The organism is Hirschia sp., from assembly GCF_058892565.1.
Genome location: NZ_JBZXVU010000008.1, coordinates 137,622 through 155,841, shown reverse-complemented (window position 1 = coordinate 155,841; position 18,220 = coordinate 137,622). Strand labels below are relative to the sequence as shown.

Annotated in this window: 18 protein-coding genes and 1 other RNA gene; all 19 read right to left on the bottom strand. The window is 47.8% G+C overall.

Going from position 1 to position 18,220, the window contains the following annotated elements; translation table 11 throughout:
• Positions 1-15: 15 nt before the first annotated feature.
• Positions 16-576 carry a GNAT family N-acetyltransferase gene (locus AC5EF3_RS03550; RefSeq protein ID WP_493547044.1) on the bottom strand — a complete coding sequence of 187 codons (561 nt, stop codon included), beginning with the start codon at positions 574-576 and terminating at the stop codon, positions 16-18.
• A gap of 38 nt (positions 577-614) precedes the next feature.
• The gene (murC, locus tag AC5EF3_RS03545) at positions 615-2,039 is read right to left on the bottom strand and encodes a UDP-N-acetylmuramate--L-alanine ligase (protein ID WP_015826246.1); all 1,425 of its coding nucleotides are present in this window, start codon (positions 2,037-2,039) and stop codon (positions 615-617) included.
• Between the two features lie 73 nt (positions 2,040-2,112).
• Positions 2,113-3,231, bottom strand: coding sequence for an undecaprenyldiphospho-muramoylpentapeptide beta-N-acetylglucosaminyltransferase (gene murG / locus AC5EF3_RS03540; protein WP_493547043.1), 1,119 nt, complete (start codon positions 3,229-3,231; stop codon positions 2,113-2,115).
• Positions 3,231-4,367, bottom strand: coding sequence for an FtsW/RodA/SpoVE family cell cycle protein (locus AC5EF3_RS03535; protein ID WP_015826244.1), 1,137 nt, complete (start codon positions 4,365-4,367; stop codon positions 3,231-3,233). Before AC5EF3_RS03535 ends, murG begins: the two co-directional genes overlap by 1 nt.
• A gap of 32 nt (positions 4,368-4,399) precedes the next feature.
• Positions 4,400-5,824, bottom strand: a complete 1,425-nt coding sequence (gene murD / locus AC5EF3_RS03530) for a UDP-N-acetylmuramoyl-L-alanine--D-glutamate ligase (protein WP_015826243.1) — start codon at positions 5,822-5,824, stop codon at positions 4,400-4,402.
• 7 nt (positions 5,825-5,831) lie between these two features.
• The gene (gene mraY, locus AC5EF3_RS03525) at positions 5,832-7,034 is read right to left on the bottom strand and encodes a phospho-N-acetylmuramoyl-pentapeptide-transferase (protein WP_493547042.1); all 1,203 of its coding nucleotides are present in this window, start codon (positions 7,032-7,034) and stop codon (positions 5,832-5,834) included.
• Positions 7,034-8,470, bottom strand: a complete 1,437-nt coding sequence (locus AC5EF3_RS03520; protein ID WP_493547041.1) for a UDP-N-acetylmuramoyl-tripeptide--D-alanyl-D-alanine ligase — start codon at positions 8,468-8,470, stop codon at positions 7,034-7,036. Before AC5EF3_RS03520 ends, mraY begins: the two co-directional genes overlap by 1 nt.
• Complete coding sequence (locus AC5EF3_RS03515) at positions 8,467-9,918, bottom strand: UDP-N-acetylmuramoyl-L-alanyl-D-glutamate--2,6-diaminopimelate ligase (RefSeq protein ID WP_493547040.1); 1,452 nt, start codon at positions 9,916-9,918, stop codon at positions 8,467-8,469. The genes AC5EF3_RS03520 and AC5EF3_RS03515 overlap by 4 nt, the downstream gene beginning before the upstream one ends.
• Entirely contained in the window at positions 9,915-11,594 is a 1,680-nt protein-coding gene (locus AC5EF3_RS03510; protein ID WP_493547039.1) for a peptidoglycan D,D-transpeptidase FtsI family protein, read from the bottom strand. The genes AC5EF3_RS03515 and AC5EF3_RS03510 overlap by 4 nt, the downstream gene beginning before the upstream one ends.
• The gene (ftsL, locus tag AC5EF3_RS03505) at positions 11,581-11,913 is read right to left on the bottom strand and encodes a cell division protein FtsL (protein ID WP_493547038.1); all 333 of its coding nucleotides are present in this window, start codon (positions 11,911-11,913) and stop codon (positions 11,581-11,583) included. The genes AC5EF3_RS03510 and ftsL overlap by 14 nt, the downstream gene beginning before the upstream one ends.
• Positions 11,910-12,920 (bottom strand): 16S rRNA (cytosine(1402)-N(4))-methyltransferase RsmH, encoded by a 1,011-nt coding sequence (rsmH, locus tag AC5EF3_RS03500; protein ID WP_493547037.1) that lies wholly within the window; start codon positions 12,918-12,920, stop codon positions 11,910-11,912. The genes ftsL and rsmH overlap by 4 nt, the downstream gene beginning before the upstream one ends.
• The gene (locus AC5EF3_RS03495; protein ID WP_015826236.1) at positions 12,917-13,396 is read right to left on the bottom strand and encodes a division/cell wall cluster transcriptional repressor MraZ; all 480 of its coding nucleotides are present in this window, start codon (positions 13,394-13,396) and stop codon (positions 12,917-12,919) included. The genes rsmH and AC5EF3_RS03495 overlap by 4 nt, the downstream gene beginning before the upstream one ends.
• Before the next feature lie 599 nt (positions 13,397-13,995).
• An RNA gene (gene rnpB / locus AC5EF3_RS03490) (RNase P RNA component class A) lies at positions 13,996-14,401 on the bottom strand.
• A 40-nt stretch (positions 14,402-14,441) separates the two neighbouring features.
• Complete coding sequence (locus tag AC5EF3_RS03485) at positions 14,442-15,152, bottom strand: N-acetylmuramoyl-L-alanine amidase (RefSeq protein WP_493547036.1); 711 nt, start codon at positions 15,150-15,152, stop codon at positions 14,442-14,444.
• Positions 15,153-15,173: 21 nt separating this feature from the next.
• Entirely contained in the window at positions 15,174-15,527 is a 354-nt protein-coding gene (locus tag AC5EF3_RS03480) for a hypothetical protein (RefSeq protein WP_493547035.1), read from the bottom strand.
• Positions 15,528-15,580: 53 nt separating this feature from the next.
• A complete protein-coding gene (locus AC5EF3_RS03475) occupies positions 15,581-16,360 on the bottom strand; it encodes a TerB family tellurite resistance protein (protein WP_493547034.1) in 780 nt (259 codons plus the stop codon).
• Between the two features lie 95 nt (positions 16,361-16,455).
• Positions 16,456-17,361: an ion transporter gene (locus AC5EF3_RS03470; protein ID WP_493547033.1), complete on the bottom strand. Its 906-nt coding sequence runs from the start codon at positions 17,359-17,361 to the stop codon at positions 16,456-16,458.
• Positions 17,362-17,372: 11 nt separating this feature from the next.
• Positions 17,373-17,651, bottom strand: coding sequence for a putative quinol monooxygenase (locus AC5EF3_RS03465; protein WP_015826231.1), 279 nt, complete (start codon positions 17,649-17,651; stop codon positions 17,373-17,375).
• A 63-nt stretch (positions 17,652-17,714) separates the two neighbouring features.
• Positions 17,715-18,209 carry a DUF4440 domain-containing protein gene (locus AC5EF3_RS03460; RefSeq protein ID WP_493547032.1) on the bottom strand — a complete coding sequence of 165 codons (495 nt, stop codon included), beginning with the start codon at positions 18,207-18,209 and terminating at the stop codon, positions 17,715-17,717.
• Positions 18,210-18,220 lie beyond the last annotated feature (11 nt).

Sequence of the window (18,220 nt, the reverse complement as noted above, 5' to 3'; positions counted from 1 at the left end):
CGAGCTCAAAACCGATTAACTCTTTGAGGAATTTGTTAACGATTGGCGATTGAGCGCCCATTGTTGTGCTGTTTGCCCCCAAACATTGACAGGTTCAGTATTGAGCGGAGCAGGTAGAAAAACGTCTCGCTTCATCAATACAGATCCCAGACGTTTTGCTAACTTTTCAGACGCCAAATTCTCACTGTCTATCGTATGGATAATTGTACTCCAGCCCAAATGCTCGACCGCATAATCCATGCTGATAGCTGCTGCTTCAAGCGCGTAGCCTTTTCCCTGAGCGGAATTTCGTATTCCCCATCCCACTTCAGTTCCGGGCCACCCCTCTGGTTGCCATGGACCGATGCGACCAATCCATTCATTGCTGGATTTTTCAATAACAGAAAACATGCCTATGCCGTAAGCTGACCAGCTTCCCATCATTATCATCATGGCACGCCAAGCGACTGCGCGATTCATCGCACCGCCTATAAAGCGCGCATCCTCTTCATCGGCCATAAATTCAGCCCAAGCATCAAAATCGTCTGCTATGGGAGGGCGTAGGATCAGTCTTTCTGTTTCTAATACATTAGACATGATGTTCCTTTCCCGCTAATCAAGCTTTAGGCAGCGCGCTATTTCTTCAGGTTTTCCGCCAGTGAATTTGCATAATTTGTGATGTCACCCGCTCCCAAACATACGACCATATCACCCGGCTTTGCATACGCTTTTATGGCTTCTGGGAGTGCTTCTAAACTTTCAAGAATACCAACATCTTTATGGCCATGCTGACGAATAGATTTCACAAGCGTCTCGTGATTTATGCCTTCAATTGGTGTTTCTCCGGCTTCATACACAGGCGGGATCAACACAATATCAGCCATATCAAAGCAGGTTGAAAACTCTGAGAAAAGGTCATTCAAACGTGAATATCGGTGAGGTTGCGCCACTGCGATTACGCCGCCTTGGCCTTGCATGGACCGCGCAGCCTTGAGCACAGCTTCAATCTCAACAGGGTGATGTCCATAATCGTCAATAATGCGAACAGGCTCTTTGCCTGCTTCGATTTCCCACTCCCCTGCCGGCGTGAAACGACGCTTGACGCCGCCAAAGCCAGAAAGACCTGCAAGGATTTGATCATCACTTGCACCAAGCTCTAGCGCAACTGTGACAGCAGCTAGAGCATTTTGCACATTGTGATCGCCCGCCATTGGCAAAGTTGCACCTTTAATCATGCGCGGTGTCGCAGAACCAGGGCGACGTAGCGCAATATCAAAATGTGCGCCTTTTAAATCTGTTCTTAGATTAACTGCACGTACATCCGCCTGACGGTTGAACCCATAAGTAATGCGGCGGCGGTCAACAATTCGCGATGCAAGCGCCTGCACTTCAGGATGGTCCGTACACAAAACAGCAAAGCCATAAAAGGGAATATTTTCAACAAATGTATCAAAAGCAGCCCGTAGATTTTCCATAGAGCCATAGTGCTCCATGTGTTCGGGATCTATATTCGTAACGATGGCAGCCGTTGGCGAAAGCTTGGTAAAAGTACCATCGCTTTCATCAGCCTCAAGTACCATCCAGTCACCTGCACCCGCTTTGGCATTTGATCCATAGGCGTTCACAATACCGCCATTGATAACGGTAGGGTCAATATCGGCAGCATCCAGCAAAGATGACACCATAGTTGTGGTTGTCGTTTTTCCATGCGTACCAGCGACACAAACGGTCCATTTCATACGCACTAATTCCGCCAGCATGTTTGCGCGGCGAACCACCGGAATCCCCGCAGCACGCGCCGCATCAACTTCAGGGTTTCCCGCTTTAATAGCTGAAGAAATAATCACCGCACCAGCATTAGCAACATTTTCCGCTTCATGACCAATGAAGATCCTAGCACCTTTTTTACGAAGACGATCCAGATTTGGGCCTTCCCTCATATCAGACCCTTGAACCTGATATCCCATGGTGAGCATGATCTCAGCGATACCGGACATTCCAATTCCGCCAATACCAACAAGATGTGCGGGGCCGAGGTCAAATGGTGATGGGTTTTTCATAGAAATTGATCTTCTGGTCTAGTGGTCTGTGTGTAGCAGTCTTCAATTGGTATCTTCCTGACAGGGAAATACGCTAAAGATTCGCTGCTTTTATGGCAATGTCGGCTAATTCTTCAGCTGCCGTCAATGGGCCTAATGCTTTGGCCGCTGCTGCGCGCAATTCAAGGTCACCTCCAGGGCCCAATAGCTCCTCTAGGACATGCGCCAAAGCCGACTTTGTAAACTCTTTTTCGAGAATAACTTCAGCGCCGCCGCCAGCCTCAAGGCTTTCCGCATTGGCACGCTGATGATCATCCATAGCAATACCAAGCGGGATTAAGATAGCGGGACGACCGGCTACGCAAAGCTCTGTCACTGTGCCTGCGCCTGAGCGGGCTATAACAAGATGCGTTACGGCAAGTCGCTGATCCATATCATTGAAAAATGGTGCTAACTCACATGTCACGCCAGCGGCATCATAAATTGCTTGCACGTTCGGAATTTGATCTTCCCTAACTTGCTGCACCATATGCAAATGGCTGCGCAGGCTTTCTGGCAATTGCTCAATAGCAGCGGGCACAACTTCACCAAACATTTTTGCGCCTTGGCTTCCACCCGTTACAAGTAAATTGATTTTAGTATCGGCAGTCACCGATGGATAAGGCAGATCACGGATCGCCAATATGGGCGCGCGCACTGGGTTTCCAACTTCAACGCGATGGCTTTCAGCTTCTTTGGGTATTCGGTCAAGACGTCCAAAACCAGACGCAACTGTAACAGCATGTTTTGCAAATAAGCGGTTCACGCGGCCTAAGACTGCGTTTTGTTCATGAATGATAATCGGAACATGCAACGCCTTAGCGGCAGATAAAGAAGGGAAACTTGGATACCCCCCAAAACCAGCAACAAGTGCAGGTTTTACCCGCTTCATGTGTTTTTTTGCAGCACCGATGCCTGCTTTGATTTTTAATGCAGACACAATCAGCTTGTCAGGACGTTTTGAACCAATGGTTGCTGCTTTTACCTGTTCAATCCATTCGGCTGGAAAATTCTCAACATATTTCATGCCGCGATCATCAGTGACCAGACCAACCCGCCACCCGCGCTTGACCATTTCAGTGGCAAAAGCTTGCGCAGGAAACATGTGTCCACCCGTTCCGCCAGCTGCAATTATCACCAATGGAGAAGCATCATTTGAAGGGAGATTTGTCATCAGGGAATAAACCGTCTCATCGAAATTTCAGGGCGTCGCCGCGTTAAGGCTAATGCGAACCCCAGAGTTAGCGCCGATCCCAATAAAGAGCTACCTCCCGATGAAATAAAAGGAAGCGTCATTCCCTTATTGGGTATAAGCGCAATATTCACACTGATATTAATCGCAGCTTGGATGCCAAACAATGTGAACAAGCCAACAGCTGCTGCTCGCGGATAAGGGTCTGGATGACGTGACGCAGTGAGTACGCCGCGTACTGTGATGACTGCAAATAAAATAATAAGCGCCACACACACAAACAAGCCAAACTCTTCGCCAATCACAGAATATATAAAATCTGTATGTGCATCAGGAAGATCATGTTTGATTTGCCCTTCCCCCATACCCGCCCCCATAAGGCCGCCACGTTCAATTGCTTCACGTGCTGTATCAATCTGATAAGTGTCATATTCAGAGGGGTTTATAAATGAATTCACGCGGTGACGCACATGCGGAAAAAATGTGAACAAACTTCCACCCAAGGCGACAAACCCAGCGCCCAAACCAAACACCCAAGACAAGGAAATCCCAGAGACAAAAAATGCAGCAAGGAAACCAGCTGTTAAAAGTGCCGATTGCCCCACGTCCGGCTGAAGCAATAAAAGTCCCATTGTTGCCGCGTAGAGAATAAACGCCACTAATGTCCACGGTGCATTGGGGAAGTGCTCACGCTGGGCCAAAAGCCAGCCAATAATCAAGACAAGAGCGGGTTTAACAATTTCCGAGGGTTGAAAAGTCGTTCCCGCGATCCGAATCCAGCGCTGCGCGCCTTTGGCCTCATGCCCAAAGAGCAGAATATAAGCCATCAGCAGAAACCCTAAGAAAAATACAATCCCCGCAACACGCCTCGCCCAAGGCGGCGTCAAAATCGACGTACCGACAAGCAATATAGCAGCACACGCCATAAAAAAGGCCTGCCGATACACAAAATGATAAGGATCTGAAAAGCCAATCCGTTCAGACGCAGCCGGCCCTGCTGCCAACGATACTAGAAGCCCCACGCCCATTAAGAGAAAAAGGCTGGCTAGCATCAATTTATCGACAGTTCTCCACCATTCCGCCAACAGTGATCTATCGGAACGCGCAAAGCTAGTCATGTATAGCCAATTCCCGGTTCTGTATCAGCCTATCAGGCGATGATTTTACTCTTTTTTTTAAAGTCCATTTCGATCGCGTGAACTTGGTTTTTAAAAGCATCACCACGCGCTTCAAAATCTTTGAACTGATCAAAACTAGCGCATGCCGGCGAAAAGAGAATAACAGGATCTTTGATACCTGATGCCAACGCATCTTTATACGCTGCAGCAACAGCTACATCCAAGGTTCCACAATTCATTGTTGGCGTCTTACCTTTCAGCGTATTGCTAAAATCAGACATAGCGTGACCAATCAAATAGGCTTTCTTGATACTTGAAAAATACGGCGCTAGCGCATCAATGCCATCATCCTTGGCGCGGCCACCTGCAATCCAGAAAGCATTGGGATAAGCGCGCAAGGCTTGCTCAGCTGCTTGTGAATTTGTCGCTTTGGAATCGTTGACAAAGGCGACACCATTGACGCTTCCAACGCTTTCAAGACGGTGCTCCAGACCAGGGAATGAATTCAAGCCATCAATTATTTCGGAGGCATCCAAACCAAGAGACTGACATGCTGCGTAAGCGGCGGCGGCATTTTGGTGATTGTGCTGTCCCGGCAATGCCCGCGCGGATGAAAGATCAACGGACGTTTCTGCATGACCAGAAAGACTGTCAGATAACATTCCTTCTAGAACTGATACACCGCGCCCTAGCGCCATCTCAGCAGATACCGGACAGACACGGCGCGTATTTTCAGCAGCTAAACGTGTGCATAATATCTGGGTACGCATGTCATCCACACCAATAACAGCCGTATCAGCAGATGTTTGGTTGCGGAAAATACGGTTCTTTGCCGCGACATACCCTTGCATACCACCATGTCGATCAAGGTGATCAGGAGAAACATTCAAGAATACAGCGACATCGCAACGTAAGCTATCAATCAAGTCCAGCTGATAGGAAGACAATTCCAATACATAAATAGAGTTCGCATTCATCGCTTTTAGATCAAGAACACCAACACCTATATTCCCCCCAACGCGCACATCGCGCCCAGCACGTTCTAGAATATGACCTATAAGAGCCGTTGTTGTTGATTTTCCGTTCGTGCCAGTAATTCCAACAATTTTCGGGCGTGCATAAGCGGGCAATTCTGCCACAGCACGCGCAAACAACTCCATGTCGCCGACTACAGGGACACCAACCATTTTTGCCATTTTCACAACACGGTGTGGCTCTGGGTATTTGAACGGAATGCCCGGAGATAGCACTAATGCTGAGAATTTTTGCCAGTCCATTTTATTGATGTCAGCAATTGTCAGACCTGCTTCTGCTGCTTTTTCACGTGAGATCTCATTGTCATCCCATGCATGAACACGGGCACCACCTGCCATAAGAGCACGCGCCGCAGAGATTCCTGTCCGGCCCAAGCCGAAGAGAGCAACATCTTTACCTTTGTATACGGAAACGGGGATCATGCTGCCATTACCTCAGTTTCAACGTGGCTAGGCCCATCAGCGCAAACACCGCTGATAAAATCCAGAAACGCACGACAACGCGGGTTTCGGGCCAACCATCTTTTTGGAAATGGTGATGTAAAGGAGCCATTTTGAAAATGCGTTTACCTTCACCGGTCAATTTACGAGTAAGTTTAAAATATCCGACCTGCATCATCACTGACATCACTTCTAATACGAATAAGAAGCCAATAATCACCAATGCAAACTCGTGTTTTACCGCAACAGCAACAACACCAAGTAATCCTCCCAATCCGAGAGATCCCGTGTCGCCCATAAACACTTTTGCTGGAAATGTATTATACCAAAGGAAGCCCATTCCAGCGCCAATAAGGGCAGACAATAAAACAGCCAACTCACCCGTTCCCGGCGTGAATTGAATTCCCAGATATTCGGCAAACACGAAGTTACCCGTTAAATATGCAATCAGTGCATACGCCATTGCCGAGAAAATCGTGGGAACGATTGCAAGCCCATCAAGGCCATCTGTGAAGTTCACTGCATTTGCGAATCCAACGATCACAATCATGCCAAAAGCAATAAACAAACCACCAAGCGGGAAGAAATAATCATTCACAAATGGAATAGCGACGCCGCCTGCAAAACTTTGAGGGTTGGGGTCTGCACTTGTGTGCGGCGCTAATGATGCAATCGCTTGAGATAATTCATTGAAACTACCCCATTCGGCATAACCAAGCGGTGTGTGAGCGCCGTGAAGGCCCATGATAAATGCACAAGCAATCGCGGCGACAACGAACTCAACGCCCAGCCGCACAAGGCTAGATACACCATCAGTCGATTGCTTAGCGACTTTTGCGTAGTCATCGAGAAACCCCATCAAAGCAAATGATAAAGTTACAAACAACACGACCCAAATATAGGGATTGGTAAGATCGGTCCACAAAAGCGTACCGATAAGCATAGACAGCCAGATTATAAATCCGCCCATTGTCGGTGTGCCCTGTTTCGACATTTGCGCTTCAAGGGAGAGATCGCGGATAGGTTGCCCTTTCCCCTGACGGGACCGCAACCAGTTGATCATTGTGTCGCCAAACAACACACCAACCAACAAAGCTGTAAGCAAAGCACCACCAGAACGAAACGAAAGATATGTGAATAGGTTCAAAAACCCAAAGTCTTCAGCTAGAGGCGTTAAATATAGATAGAGCATTACTCGCCTCCTGTGATTGCAGCTGACATTTTTTCGTTTCTCTCTTCAGGCCCTTGGCTGAGTGCTTTCAGGGCATTTGCGACACTCGCTATACCGGATGCATTCGAGCCTTTTATCAAGACGACATCACCACTTATTAACGACTTATTAACCATTAAAACTAGTTCTTTTGAGGTTGACGCCCAGCAAACCCCCGGTTCGTTCTCATTATTACTGCAACTGTCACGCAATGGTAATAATCCATCACCGGCCAAAAAGAGCTCTGACACCCCCGCTTTGAGGATAGGATCTTTCAAATCTGCGTGTAATTTATCCGCGTCCGGCCCCAGTTCTCGCATCTCTCCGAGGATTGCTATTTTACGACCGGAACGCTGCCCCAATGCAGCAAGACCAGCGCGCATGCTTTCTGGGTTTGCATTATAGGAATCATCGAGCAGTGTAATTTCGCCAAATGGCATTTTCAGTATTTCAGCCGCACCGCGACCAGCTGGCGGTGTATAACCTTTCAGGCCGTCTGCCGCTTCTTGGGCAGACATACCAGAGAGGCGACCAACCAAAATAGCAAGAACTGCATTCATGCCCCAATGATCACCAATTGCATTTAGCTGGAAAGAAACAGTCTCGCCCAGAATGTCTGCAGTGCCTTGCGAGCCATTTCCCTCTGGTTCAAAACTTAGCAAGCGCGCATCAGCTTCACTTTGAGCACCACCAAAAGACAAAAGCGAGGCTGTCGGCTGGCAATCAAAGACACGTGCCTTCATGTAATCAAAAAAATCATCTTCACGCGGCAGAATGGCTACACCATTAGGTTCGAGGCCACAAAAAATATCTGATTTTTCGTCAGCAACGGCTTCAATCGTTCCCATACCCTCAAGGTGAGCACCGGCAATTTTCGTGACCATAGCAATCTGCGGGCGCACCATTCTAGATCGAGGTGCGATTTCTCCAGGCGTATTCATCCCAATTTCGAAAATCGCGCGCTTTGTATCACGCGGCATCCGCGCCAAAGTAAGCGGCACACCAAAATGATTGTTGAATGATTTCACATTCCAATGCGCTTTTCCTTTGGAGCGGAAAATTTGCGCGATCATTTCTTTCACGCTGGTTTTACCCACCGAACCAGTGATAGCAGCATGGATGGCTTTTGAGCGCGCACGTGCAGCTAGACCAAGATTTTCTAAAGCGTGGAGCGTGTTATCTACGTTCACACATGGCACATCGCCACAATCGCTAGAGATCAACGCCCCGGCAGCACCTTTTTCGATGGCGGAAGACACATATTCATGTCCGTCACGCAGGTCTTTCAGCGCAACAAATAGATCACCTTTTGCAACTTCACGGCTATCAATGGAAATACCGGATACTTTCCAGTCTCTTGTCATCTCGCCTTTTGTGGCGGCAGCTATTTCTTTTGAGGTCCAGAGAGATTTATTCACTTTTCAGCGCCTCCCTCTATCTCAGCTAAAGCTGTCAGCGCAGCTTCATGATCAGAGAATGGGAATGTTTCACCTTTGATAATCTGACCTGTCTCATGACCTTTACCCGCAATCATGAGAACGTCACCCTTTTTCAAACGGGAAATACCCTGTTTGATCGCAGCTTCACGGCCATCAATTTCCGTCGCATTGGGAGCGCCTGCCATTATTGCCGCGCGAATGGAAGCTGGATCTTCTGAACGGGGGTTATCATCTGTAACAATAACTTCATCAGCATATTTTGCTGCTATTTCACCCATGATTGGACGTTTACCTGCGTCACGGTCACCGCCGCATCCAAACACACAAATCACACGTCCAGCTGCGTGAGGACGCGCCGCACGTAACAATGTATCCAGTCCGTCAGGCGTGTGAGCGAAATCTACAAAAATTCCTGCTCCGTTTTGGGTTTCAGCAACCAATTCAAGCCGCCCCTTCACACCCTTTAGCTTCTCCATAGCGGCAAATACCGCCATTGGATCAGCACCAAGAGACAGCGCAATACCAGCCGCAGCCAACGCATTGAGCGCCTGAAATTCACCGATCAATGGAAGATTAACGATTGTTTCTTTATCACCCTCAGGCGTTTCCCACTGCAATTGCAGCTTCTGTCCTGTATTGCGAGGTGAAATTTCATCAATCCAAAGATGATCACCGCGCCAACCAACAGTGAATGGCTTTAAATTTGCGGCTGTCGCAATCGCCAAAGCTTTATCTTTCATATCGCTGTCAGCATTGATTATTGCTGGTGCGCCTTCAGGAAGAAGTTCGGAGAACAGCTTCATCTTAGCAGCAAAATAGTCTTCAAGATCTTTGTGATAATCCAAATGATCTTGTGAAAGATTCAAAAAACCACCCGCAGCCAATTGGACGCCATGCATACGATATTGCGCCAAGCCATGAGATGAAGCTTCCATTGCACAATGGGTGACACCTTCATTCGCCAAAATCGCTAGAGTAGACTGCACAGCCACTGGGTCTGGTGTCGTGTGACCCAGCTCAACAGCACCGGATGGGCCGACGGCTCCCAATGTTCCAACAGATGCTGAAACATGTCCAAGCTCTGTCCATATTTGACGCAAGAAATCAACAGTGGACGATTTGCCATTTGTCCCCGTCACAGCAACCATGACTTCGGGCTGTTTATGATAAAAAGCGGCGGCAGCTTTCGCAAACGCCAAACGTGGCTCCGCGACTTTAATAGCAGGAATTTCCCATTCCCCATCACGTTCATCCGTCAAGACAGCAATCGCACCATTATCAATAGCTGCTTGAATGAAATCGCGCCCGTCAGACACTGTGCCTCGCAACGCTGCGAACACAAAGCCTGGTGCCACTTTTCGGCTATCACACGTCAGACCTGTGAATTCCCAATCTGGTGCATTGTCAAAAATTTGGCTTAGTTTCATAACGCCCTCTTATCTGAGACGGCGCGCACGCCAGACGAATTATCGGATGTCGAACGACGTTTTTCCAAAACTGGAGCAACATCTAACATTGGCGCTATCCGCGCGATTAATCGCCCTGTGAGAGGAGCCGCGTTCAACGCAGCTGTTTTTCCTTCACCTTCCAACGCTTCAGGCTCATCCAATACGATTAAAACGACATATTCAGGGCGAGATGTGGGAAAGAGCGACACAAAAGAACAGATATTTCTGTGAGGGTCATAACCATCGGGTCCCGGTTTCTCGGCAGTGCCCGTTTTTCCGCCAACTTCATAACCATAAACGTCTGCTCGCGTACCTGTTCCGTCCGTGACTGTACGGCGCATCATGTCCGTAATTAAACGTGCAGTCGGCGCAGAAACCACACGCGTACGCGCAATCTCATCTTCAGGCTCCGGTTCTACAAAGCGAGGACGAACCATCTCTCCATCATTTGCAAAAGCTGTATATGCAGCCGCCAATGCCAACGGAGACACAGCAAGCCCATGCCCATATGAAATAGTAGCCCCAGTTAACTCATCCCATTCTGCTGGCAAGATCGGCGCAGCAGCCCCCGGATAAACAACTTGCGGACGCGACAACAAGCCTACTCTGTCCAAGAATTCTTTGTGTTGACGCAGTCCCAATAATTGCTCGATTTTCACCGTGCCCACATTGGAAGAATGCACAATGATATCCGTCACACTCGCAATTGAGCTGATTGGATGACGATCACGTACAGTCACAGCACCAATTTGGATATTTTGAGCAACATTGAACGTTTCCGATGGACGCAATACACCCGCATCAAGAGCAGCAGCAACAGTTAGTGGTTTAAAAACAGAACCAAGTTCAAAAACAGCACCCATTGCACGATTTAAGCGCTGATCACCAGTCATATCGCCGGGACGATTTGGATCAATGGCTGGCCAAGATGCAATCGCGCGAACCGCACCGGTTTTCGCTTCAATAACGACTCCGGCCGCGCCTTTTACGTGAAAAGCTTCAGCCGCAAATTTCAATTCATCTTCTAAGGCAAATTGTACCCCGGTATCGATGGTCAACTTAAGCGGCTTACCACCCGCCGCTAAGCGATCTTGATGAGCAAGCTCCAACCCAGCAATGCCTTTTGAATCGACATTCGTGTAACCGATTAAATGCCCAGCGAGCGCGCCACCAGTATAGATACGTTGCACTTCTTTTTCAAAACGCAGACCTTCAAGCCCTAAATCATAAACAGCCTGACGCTGACGCGGAGATACTTTACGGCGTATCCAGACAAATTTGCGGTTGGGGTCCTCTAAACGGGCAACCAATTGGTCGACATCTAAATCTTCAAATACTGTCGCAAGACCTTCGGCCACTTCGCGCGCATCCCAAATTTCCTGAGGTGCTGCGGCAAGGCTATCAATGGTCAACGAAGTTGCGAGCAACCCTCCATTTCGGTCAACAATATCAGAACGCTGAGCCGCAACATGCACACTTTTCTCAGCGACGCTTGCTTCATGTGTTCCGCCCATTGCAACCACAGAGGCGCGCCATGTGACAACACCAAACATCAACGCAATCACACCTGCAACCATAATGGCCCGCAGCGCAGCCCAACGATCGCCTGCACCATCAAGATTAAGAGAATGAAGGAAGGAATTACTCAGCCGCATCCTGCCCCTCCACTAATGCAGCTGCATCATCACTCGCGCTCTCGGCAAGCGTTGCTTGCAGCGCCGCTTCACCCTTTAATTGCTCAGGACGCACAGGCCCCATTCCAAGTTTTTCTGCTGCCAATGGCCCAATACGCTCAGGACGAGACAAGTGCGCCTCTTCCGCTTTCAGCACGCGCAATTCTTCTTTTGCCGCCGCTATCTGCTGCTCAAGGTTCTGGATTTTAATTTCAGATGCTTGCGCCCCTTCTTTTGCCCGGTAAACCGAAACAGCCAGAAGAGCGATAACGACAAAGGAAATTGCAAATAAGCGCTTCATTCTGCTAGCAGCGCCTCCAATACATCTAATGAAGGGATACGAGAATTTAAGCCACTTTTCTCCCCCCATGTTGGTGCATCTGTTCGAATCGCCCAGCGCAATTTAGATGATCGCGAACGAGGGTTGCCTGCGACTTCCTCATCCGTTGGGTCTATCGCTTTGCGCGCAACAAGCTCAAATGTAGGTGATTTTCCAGCAGGCGCTTCTGGCGCATGACGAGAGCCCCCCCCCATTGCACCGCCGCGTTCCCGAAGGAATGTTTTAACTATTCGGTCCTCAAGTGAGTGAAATGTAACAACCACCAAACGACCGCCTGACGTGATTATTTCTTCACTGGCGACCAGTGCACGCACCAACTCACCAAGCTCATCATTCACATAAAGGCGCAGCGCTTGAAATACACGTGTTGCGGGATGTGTCTTCTTACCGCGACGACCACCCACACTAGATTCAATCAAGTTTGCCAAATCTAAAGTGCGTGTAAATTTTTCTTCGTCCCTGCGCTTGACGATAAACTTTGCAATGCGACGAGAAGCCGGCTCTTCACCATAAAAGTGGAAGATAGATGCAAGATCTTTTTCAGATAGCAAATTCACAGCATCTGCAGCTGAAGGGCCGCGCTGTTCCATTCGCATATCAAGAGGACCATCGCGCATAAAAGAAAAACCGCGTTCGGCTTGGTCTATCTGATAAGATGAAACACCCAAATCAAGCATAACGCCGTCAACATATTCATGACCGGCTGCACGGGCCGCTAGATCAAGTTCTCCAAAACGTCCCGGAGCGGGCTTCAATCGAGGGTCCTTACCCGCATGATCCCAAGCACGCTGCATCGCATCTGGATCTCTGTCCACCGCCAAAACGGTACAATCCGCAACAGCCATCACGGCACGCGAATAACCACCGCCACCATAAGTGCCATCGATATAAACACGGCCATCTGTTGGAGCCAAAGCTTCGACAACAGGCTCAAGCAAGACAGGAATATGAGTACCTTCTTGGGTCACGCCACATCCTCATCATCAAAGTCAAAATCAATATCGGCCGCCTCGATCAAATCGCCGCTTTCCGCTGCAAGCTCCATAAATTCAGCCCGCTTCTCTTCTAAGCGCTCTTTTGACCAAATCTCAAAACGTTCTCCAAGACCAACAAACGCAACTTCCCCAGTAATACCCGCGGCATCTACGAATTTTTGAGGGAGAACGACGCGGCCACCAGCCCCATCAAACTGAAGCTCTTTACACTCCCCGAGAATACCATATTCCAGCGCCTGACGACGCGGATCCATCGGCTTCATCTTACGGATTGATTTGTAAAGGCTATTCACCAGTTTTTTACTCCCGCCTTCTAAACAGTTTTTACTCTTACCAAATGACGGCCAGACGCAGATGAAATCATCACCACCCAAAGCTTTACGAAACGAAGCGGGTACGGATACCCGATTTTTCGCGTCGATCTTACTTTCATAGGTGGAAAGAAACATGCCCCGTCGGTAGCCCTGATAAAGTGATAAAAATTTGCTCTTATACGCGAGCGGTACTCATCACTTCAGGAACAACAGCCCCGTCCCAAAGTGATGCATAGGGATACCATGGGAATTGTTGGGACGTCGACCCTCTAAACCATTTATTAACTTTATTTAGCGCAGAACATTACACATACATAATGAGAACACGTACTATTATCTGTGAATAGCTTGTGAAAAACCGGTCGAGCAACGTCAAAACCAAACCCAAATTCTCATTTTGAAACACTCTGGCAATGAAAGTGAATTCAAGACAAACAGCTCGCCTAAAAGAAGAAAAAATCAATATACATAGCAATTTTATACAAAAAACCACTACATACAGTAGAAGGCGTGCTCCACACCCATACACACTTCTACATCACCCCACACATTCCCATAAGAATTCCCACAAAATCCCAACACAATAAGAATGTTCTTATTTTAAATTTCCAAAATATTTTAAGAAAATGCAGCTTGACTCATGTGCGAACAAAGCTCTCCAATCTGAACATTAAAGAGATGCACATAAATTACTCAGCAACAGCCCCGTTACCCCCTATGGCGACGGCTAATTGCTGACTAGATGGCCTATAAGCCGGGTTCTGTCCCCCAACCCAAATTTCTTTGGAATGAGTGAGCGACCATTCATCTAGGATGATCTTTGCAGATCACCTCATGCGACCAACCCGAACAGCACGCAGAAACGCATGTGGAGACTAAACTCCTTCTGTTCCTATTCGGTCTTGCTCCAAGCGGGGTTTACCTTGCCAGTCTTGTTGCCAAAACCGCGGTGCGCTCTTACCGCACCCTTTCACCCTTACCATCAGCCAAAGCATCCGGCGGTTTACTTTCTGTGGCACTTTCCCTCAAGCCAAACACCAATGTGCATATAACTTGGGCGGGCGTTACCCGCCGCCTTGTTTCTGTGGAGCCCGGACTTTCCTCTCGCAATAAATTGCCAGCGATCGCTTAGCCACCTAGTCAGATGGCTCTGTTACCAAATGCATTTTGGAAAAGCTAGCTAAATTGTATTCTCGCGATAGATGCTGGCAATCTGAGCCACGCGACACAAAGTCTCTAAGCACGGCTCTCCCGTGACGTTATCCTGCATCCACCTCTGTTGGAACGCCCTTATAACGCAAGTAATTTCTTGATCAGAAGGAGAAGCATTTAGGCCGTAACCAATTTCAGAGAGAAGCTCAACACTCCCAACACTTAAGGCCTTTTTGCTTTCATCAGGCCATAAACCAATACCGGCATGCGCCAATTTTTCCCAAGGAAATTTTTCACCTGGGTCATCTTTACGCCCCGGCGCAATATCGGAATGCCCCACAATGTCAGACTGTAATATTTGATGACGAGACAACACGTCTCGACAAAGAGCGATGACAGCATCAATCTGAATTTCAGGGAAATCTGGCAAACCATAATCATGGCCGCCATTCACAATCTCTATTCCAATGGAGCGCGAATTTATATCATCCAAGCCTCTCCATGTCGCAACACCGGCGTGCCAAGCTCTTTTGCTTTCATCCACTAGCTGAAAGATGCGGCCATCTTCCTCAACCATATAATGCGCAGCAACTTTCGCTTCAGGATCACACATACGCTCTAAAGCAGCCTGCCCTGTTTGCATGCCAGTATAATGCAAAACGAGCATCGACAATGGTTGTTGACGCTCGTCAAAATTGACACTTGGTGCCTGTATTATTGTCTCACGAACTAAAGCCAAAGCCAGTTAGCCTTATAATTCTTAATCAGGCTCGATAACCCAGCCATTTGCTGTTTTATGTGCTTCCAGCGTTTCGCCAGTTGCTTTGGAATTTTTTGTCCGTGTTGCCCCTGTGAATATCCGCTCAGTACCACCAGTTTTAGGTCCTGTGTTTTGGTGCTGATATTTAGATCCACGCATGATGCGCACACCAAAATTTAGAAACAATGCTGCCACTGCAATCAAAACGCCAATGACTGTTGTCGCAAGCAACGCAGCGCCAGCGGCAAAAACAACAAAAAAGCCAAATCCCGCACGTGCGAACCACGCACTAATACGTCGGATGTAATAAGCTATTTTTGAGAAGAAATCATTGTTTGATGCAGATAGGGTCATTTATGGTCTCTGAGTTGGGGATACAGATAAGATGTGTGCTCAAAGGCAGTTCGTCAATCGGGGCTAATGAGAATTCCTCTTTCTGCGCGAATTCTTGCAAAAGCAGAAGTAATTGCAGCCGCTTTTTCATGCGCAACTGCCTCATAATCATCAGACGCTTTCTTTGTGGCAACAATACGATCAGGATGATGATCCATCATTAATTGTCTATAAGTTTTTCTGACCTCATCGTAATCGGCATCATGCGTAAGCCCAAGCACAATATATGGGTCATCTTTTTCGCTACCCATGTGAGTTGCCTGAATACGTCTGAAGTCATCATCAGAGAAGCCAAATGCATCTGAAACAGATTTTAGATACTCAAGCTCTTCTAGCGTCATGATTTTATCAGCGAGCGCTATTTGGAACAGTCCGTCTAATATACCTTCGAGCAAACAAGGACGATCACCATAACGCCGCGCGATCTGCTTGGCATAAGATTCATAACCACGCACAGTCTGCCGCGCGAGATTGAATACACGCCTTACAGAATCTTGATCTTCTGGAGCCGCGCGGAAAACACGAGAAAAAGTCTCCACTTCATCCTCAGTTACCAAGCCATCAGCTTTTGCCAATTTTGCGCCCAATCCAACGATTGCTGCTGTAAAACTAACATCACCCGGATCAGGTCCGCACACCGCATCAGCGCGCATAATCGCTTTTCCAGCAGTATGGCTCTTTGCGGGTTTCATATTTCCACATCGAGCAAGCGCCATCGCTCCTGAACTGGAAATGTTCGACGTAGGCGCGAATAAAGTGTGGGCTATGCTCGCTAGGCGAGTCCAAATACTCATACTGTTAGTATGCCTGAATTTTGCAAACTATTGAAGGGGTGCTCACGTTTTATTGATAAACGAGATGTCGCACCCTAAAAGCGATAGTGTAACGCTTACTTTTTAGGTATCCTAACACTCCTCAGAGCCTCTGCATTATCAGATACAGCATCTTTTAACTCTGCCATTTCCTCACGCATGGATTTTATCAACAGCACAAGCTCATCATGATCTAGCTGAGCTTCATGCTGGCCTTCTCGCAACTCTTCAGCGGCATCCTCAATCTCTTGCACCTCTTCACGAACATTCTCGTTCAATGATTCAACAATAAGCGCCATAAACAAATTCAAGACCGCAAAACTAGCCAGAATAATATATGTCAGGAAAAACACCCACGCATAAGGATGGCCCGCATCCATGACAGGCTGCACAACTTCCATGCGCCAACCATCCATTGTCATCACCTGAAACAAAGACAAAGCACTCTTTGGAAGGGAACCAAAAAGATCTGGATTGGATTCAGCATAAAGCGTCGTCGCCATAACGGCGGCCACATAAACCATCAATCCAAGCACGGCGAGGATCGCCCCCATGCCCGGAATTGCCTTCAACAAAGCCTCGACAATACGGCGCAACATTGGCACCACAGAAATCAGGCGCAAGACACGCATGACACGCATTGCACGCAAGACTGACATTGCACCCGCGCCAGGGAATAACGCGACCGACACAATCAACAAATCAAAAACATTCCAGCCGCTTTTAAAGAAGCGCCAGCGATACGCGATTAGCTTTAGTCCGATTTCTAGTACAAATACGCTGGTCACAGCACCATCGAACAAAATCATGGCGTGCATCATCGCAGGTGGCCAGACATCATATGTGCCCATACCAAGCGTAATCGCATTCAATACGATAACTGTCGTGATGAAAGGCGCAAACCATTTATGCTCAACAACAGAAGCCGCCCACTTACGCAGACCTATCAAATTGTCATCCGCAACCAAATCTTCGCCGTTCATTTAATAGAAACTCACTCTACTGGATTAGTTGTTGCGACACGCTCCATGCCCGCAATTAATGGTCGCCCCTTACCGATCGCAGCCTGAACAGCCGGAAGCTGCAAGGAAGCTTCATGATTGCTTTTATCCAACCAAACCTCTGTAATCCAGAGCAAATCACTCTCTTCTGTGCATTTTGCGATCGTATAGCTCACACATCCCGGCATATTTTTAGTGCCCTCTACAAGAATGCTCGCCAATTCATCACTTTTACCCGCCACAGCGGTTATTTTGCCAATCAATCCGTACACGTCCAACACCCTATAAATATGTATGACAGCCTTAATTGCTTTATCAAAACCAAAATAGAATTTTTACGATGTATGATCAGAAACCACCAGCCATTTTCCATTTTGTTTCTCTAAGATGAGCGTAAATAACCCGCCCGCATCGCCAACTTCAGGGCGGGTCAGATACCAACGCCCAAAAACAGTCGCATCAGTTTCAGTAAACAGCTTGAATTCTTGAATTTCTAGAGAGATTTTTCCCATTTTTTCAGGACTGTCATAACGAGATTTATATCTTTCAAGTGTCTCATTATATCCCCAAGTGATATTGTCACCGGATGCAAAACGTAGATCTTCTGACGGCAAATAACCTTCCATAAAACCGTCAATATCTCCCTTATTCCAAGCAGCATCCTGCTTAGCAAGCAGAGCGCGAATATCATATTCGGCTTGTTTTTCAATTTTCGCGAATGCGGCCAAGCGCTCTTGCTCAAGCACAGCAGGGTCAGGTGCAGATGCACATCCGCCTAATATAGCAAACCCTAGAAAAATTGACCCCAAAATCAAAGATGCACGCTTCATGAAAAATCCCC

Excerpts from the sequence above, each read along its gene's own strand:
- AC5EF3_RS03550 (WP_493547044.1), bottom strand. The coding sequence starts at position 576 with ATGTCTAATGTATTAGAAACAGAAAGACTGATCCTACGCCCTCCCATA.
- murC (WP_015826246.1), bottom strand. The coding sequence starts at position 2,039 with ATGAAAAACCCATCACCATTTGACCTCGGCCCCGCACATCTTGTTGGT.
- murG (WP_493547043.1), bottom strand. The coding sequence starts at position 3,231 with ATGACAAATCTCCCTTCAAATGATGCTTCTCCATTGGTGATAATTGCA.
- AC5EF3_RS03535 (WP_015826244.1), bottom strand. The coding sequence starts at position 4,367 with ATGACTAGCTTTGCGCGTTCCGATAGATCACTGTTGGCGGAATGGTGG.
- murD (WP_015826243.1), bottom strand. The coding sequence starts at position 5,824 with ATGATCCCCGTTTCCGTATACAAAGGTAAAGATGTTGCTCTCTTCGGC.
- mraY (WP_493547042.1), bottom strand. The coding sequence starts at position 7,034 with ATGCTCTATCTATATTTAACGCCTCTAGCTGAAGACTTTGGGTTTTTG.
- AC5EF3_RS03515 (WP_493547040.1), bottom strand. The coding sequence starts at position 9,918 with ATGAAACTAAGCCAAATTTTTGACAATGCACCAGATTGGGAATTCACA.
- AC5EF3_RS03510 (WP_493547039.1), bottom strand. The coding sequence starts at position 11,594 with ATGCGGCTGAGTAATTCCTTCCTTCATTCTCTTAATCTTGATGGTGCA.
- ftsL (WP_493547038.1), bottom strand. The coding sequence starts at position 11,913 with ATGAAGCGCTTATTTGCAATTTCCTTTGTCGTTATCGCTCTTCTGGCT.
- AC5EF3_RS03495 (WP_015826236.1), bottom strand. The coding sequence starts at position 13,396 with ATGTTTCTTTCCACCTATGAAAGTAAGATCGACGCGAAAAATCGGGTA.
- AC5EF3_RS03480 (WP_493547035.1), bottom strand. The coding sequence starts at position 15,527 with ATGACCCTATCTGCATCAAACAATGATTTCTTCTCAAAAATAGCTTAT.
- AC5EF3_RS03475 (WP_493547034.1), bottom strand. The coding sequence starts at position 16,360 with ATGAGTATTTGGACTCGCCTAGCGAGCATAGCCCACACTTTATTCGCG.
- AC5EF3_RS03470 (WP_493547033.1), bottom strand. The coding sequence starts at position 17,361 with ATGAACGGCGAAGATTTGGTTGCGGATGACAATTTGATAGGTCTGCGT.
- AC5EF3_RS03460 (WP_493547032.1), bottom strand. The coding sequence starts at position 18,209 with ATGAAGCGTGCATCTTTGATTTTGGGGTCAATTTTTCTAGGGTTTGCT.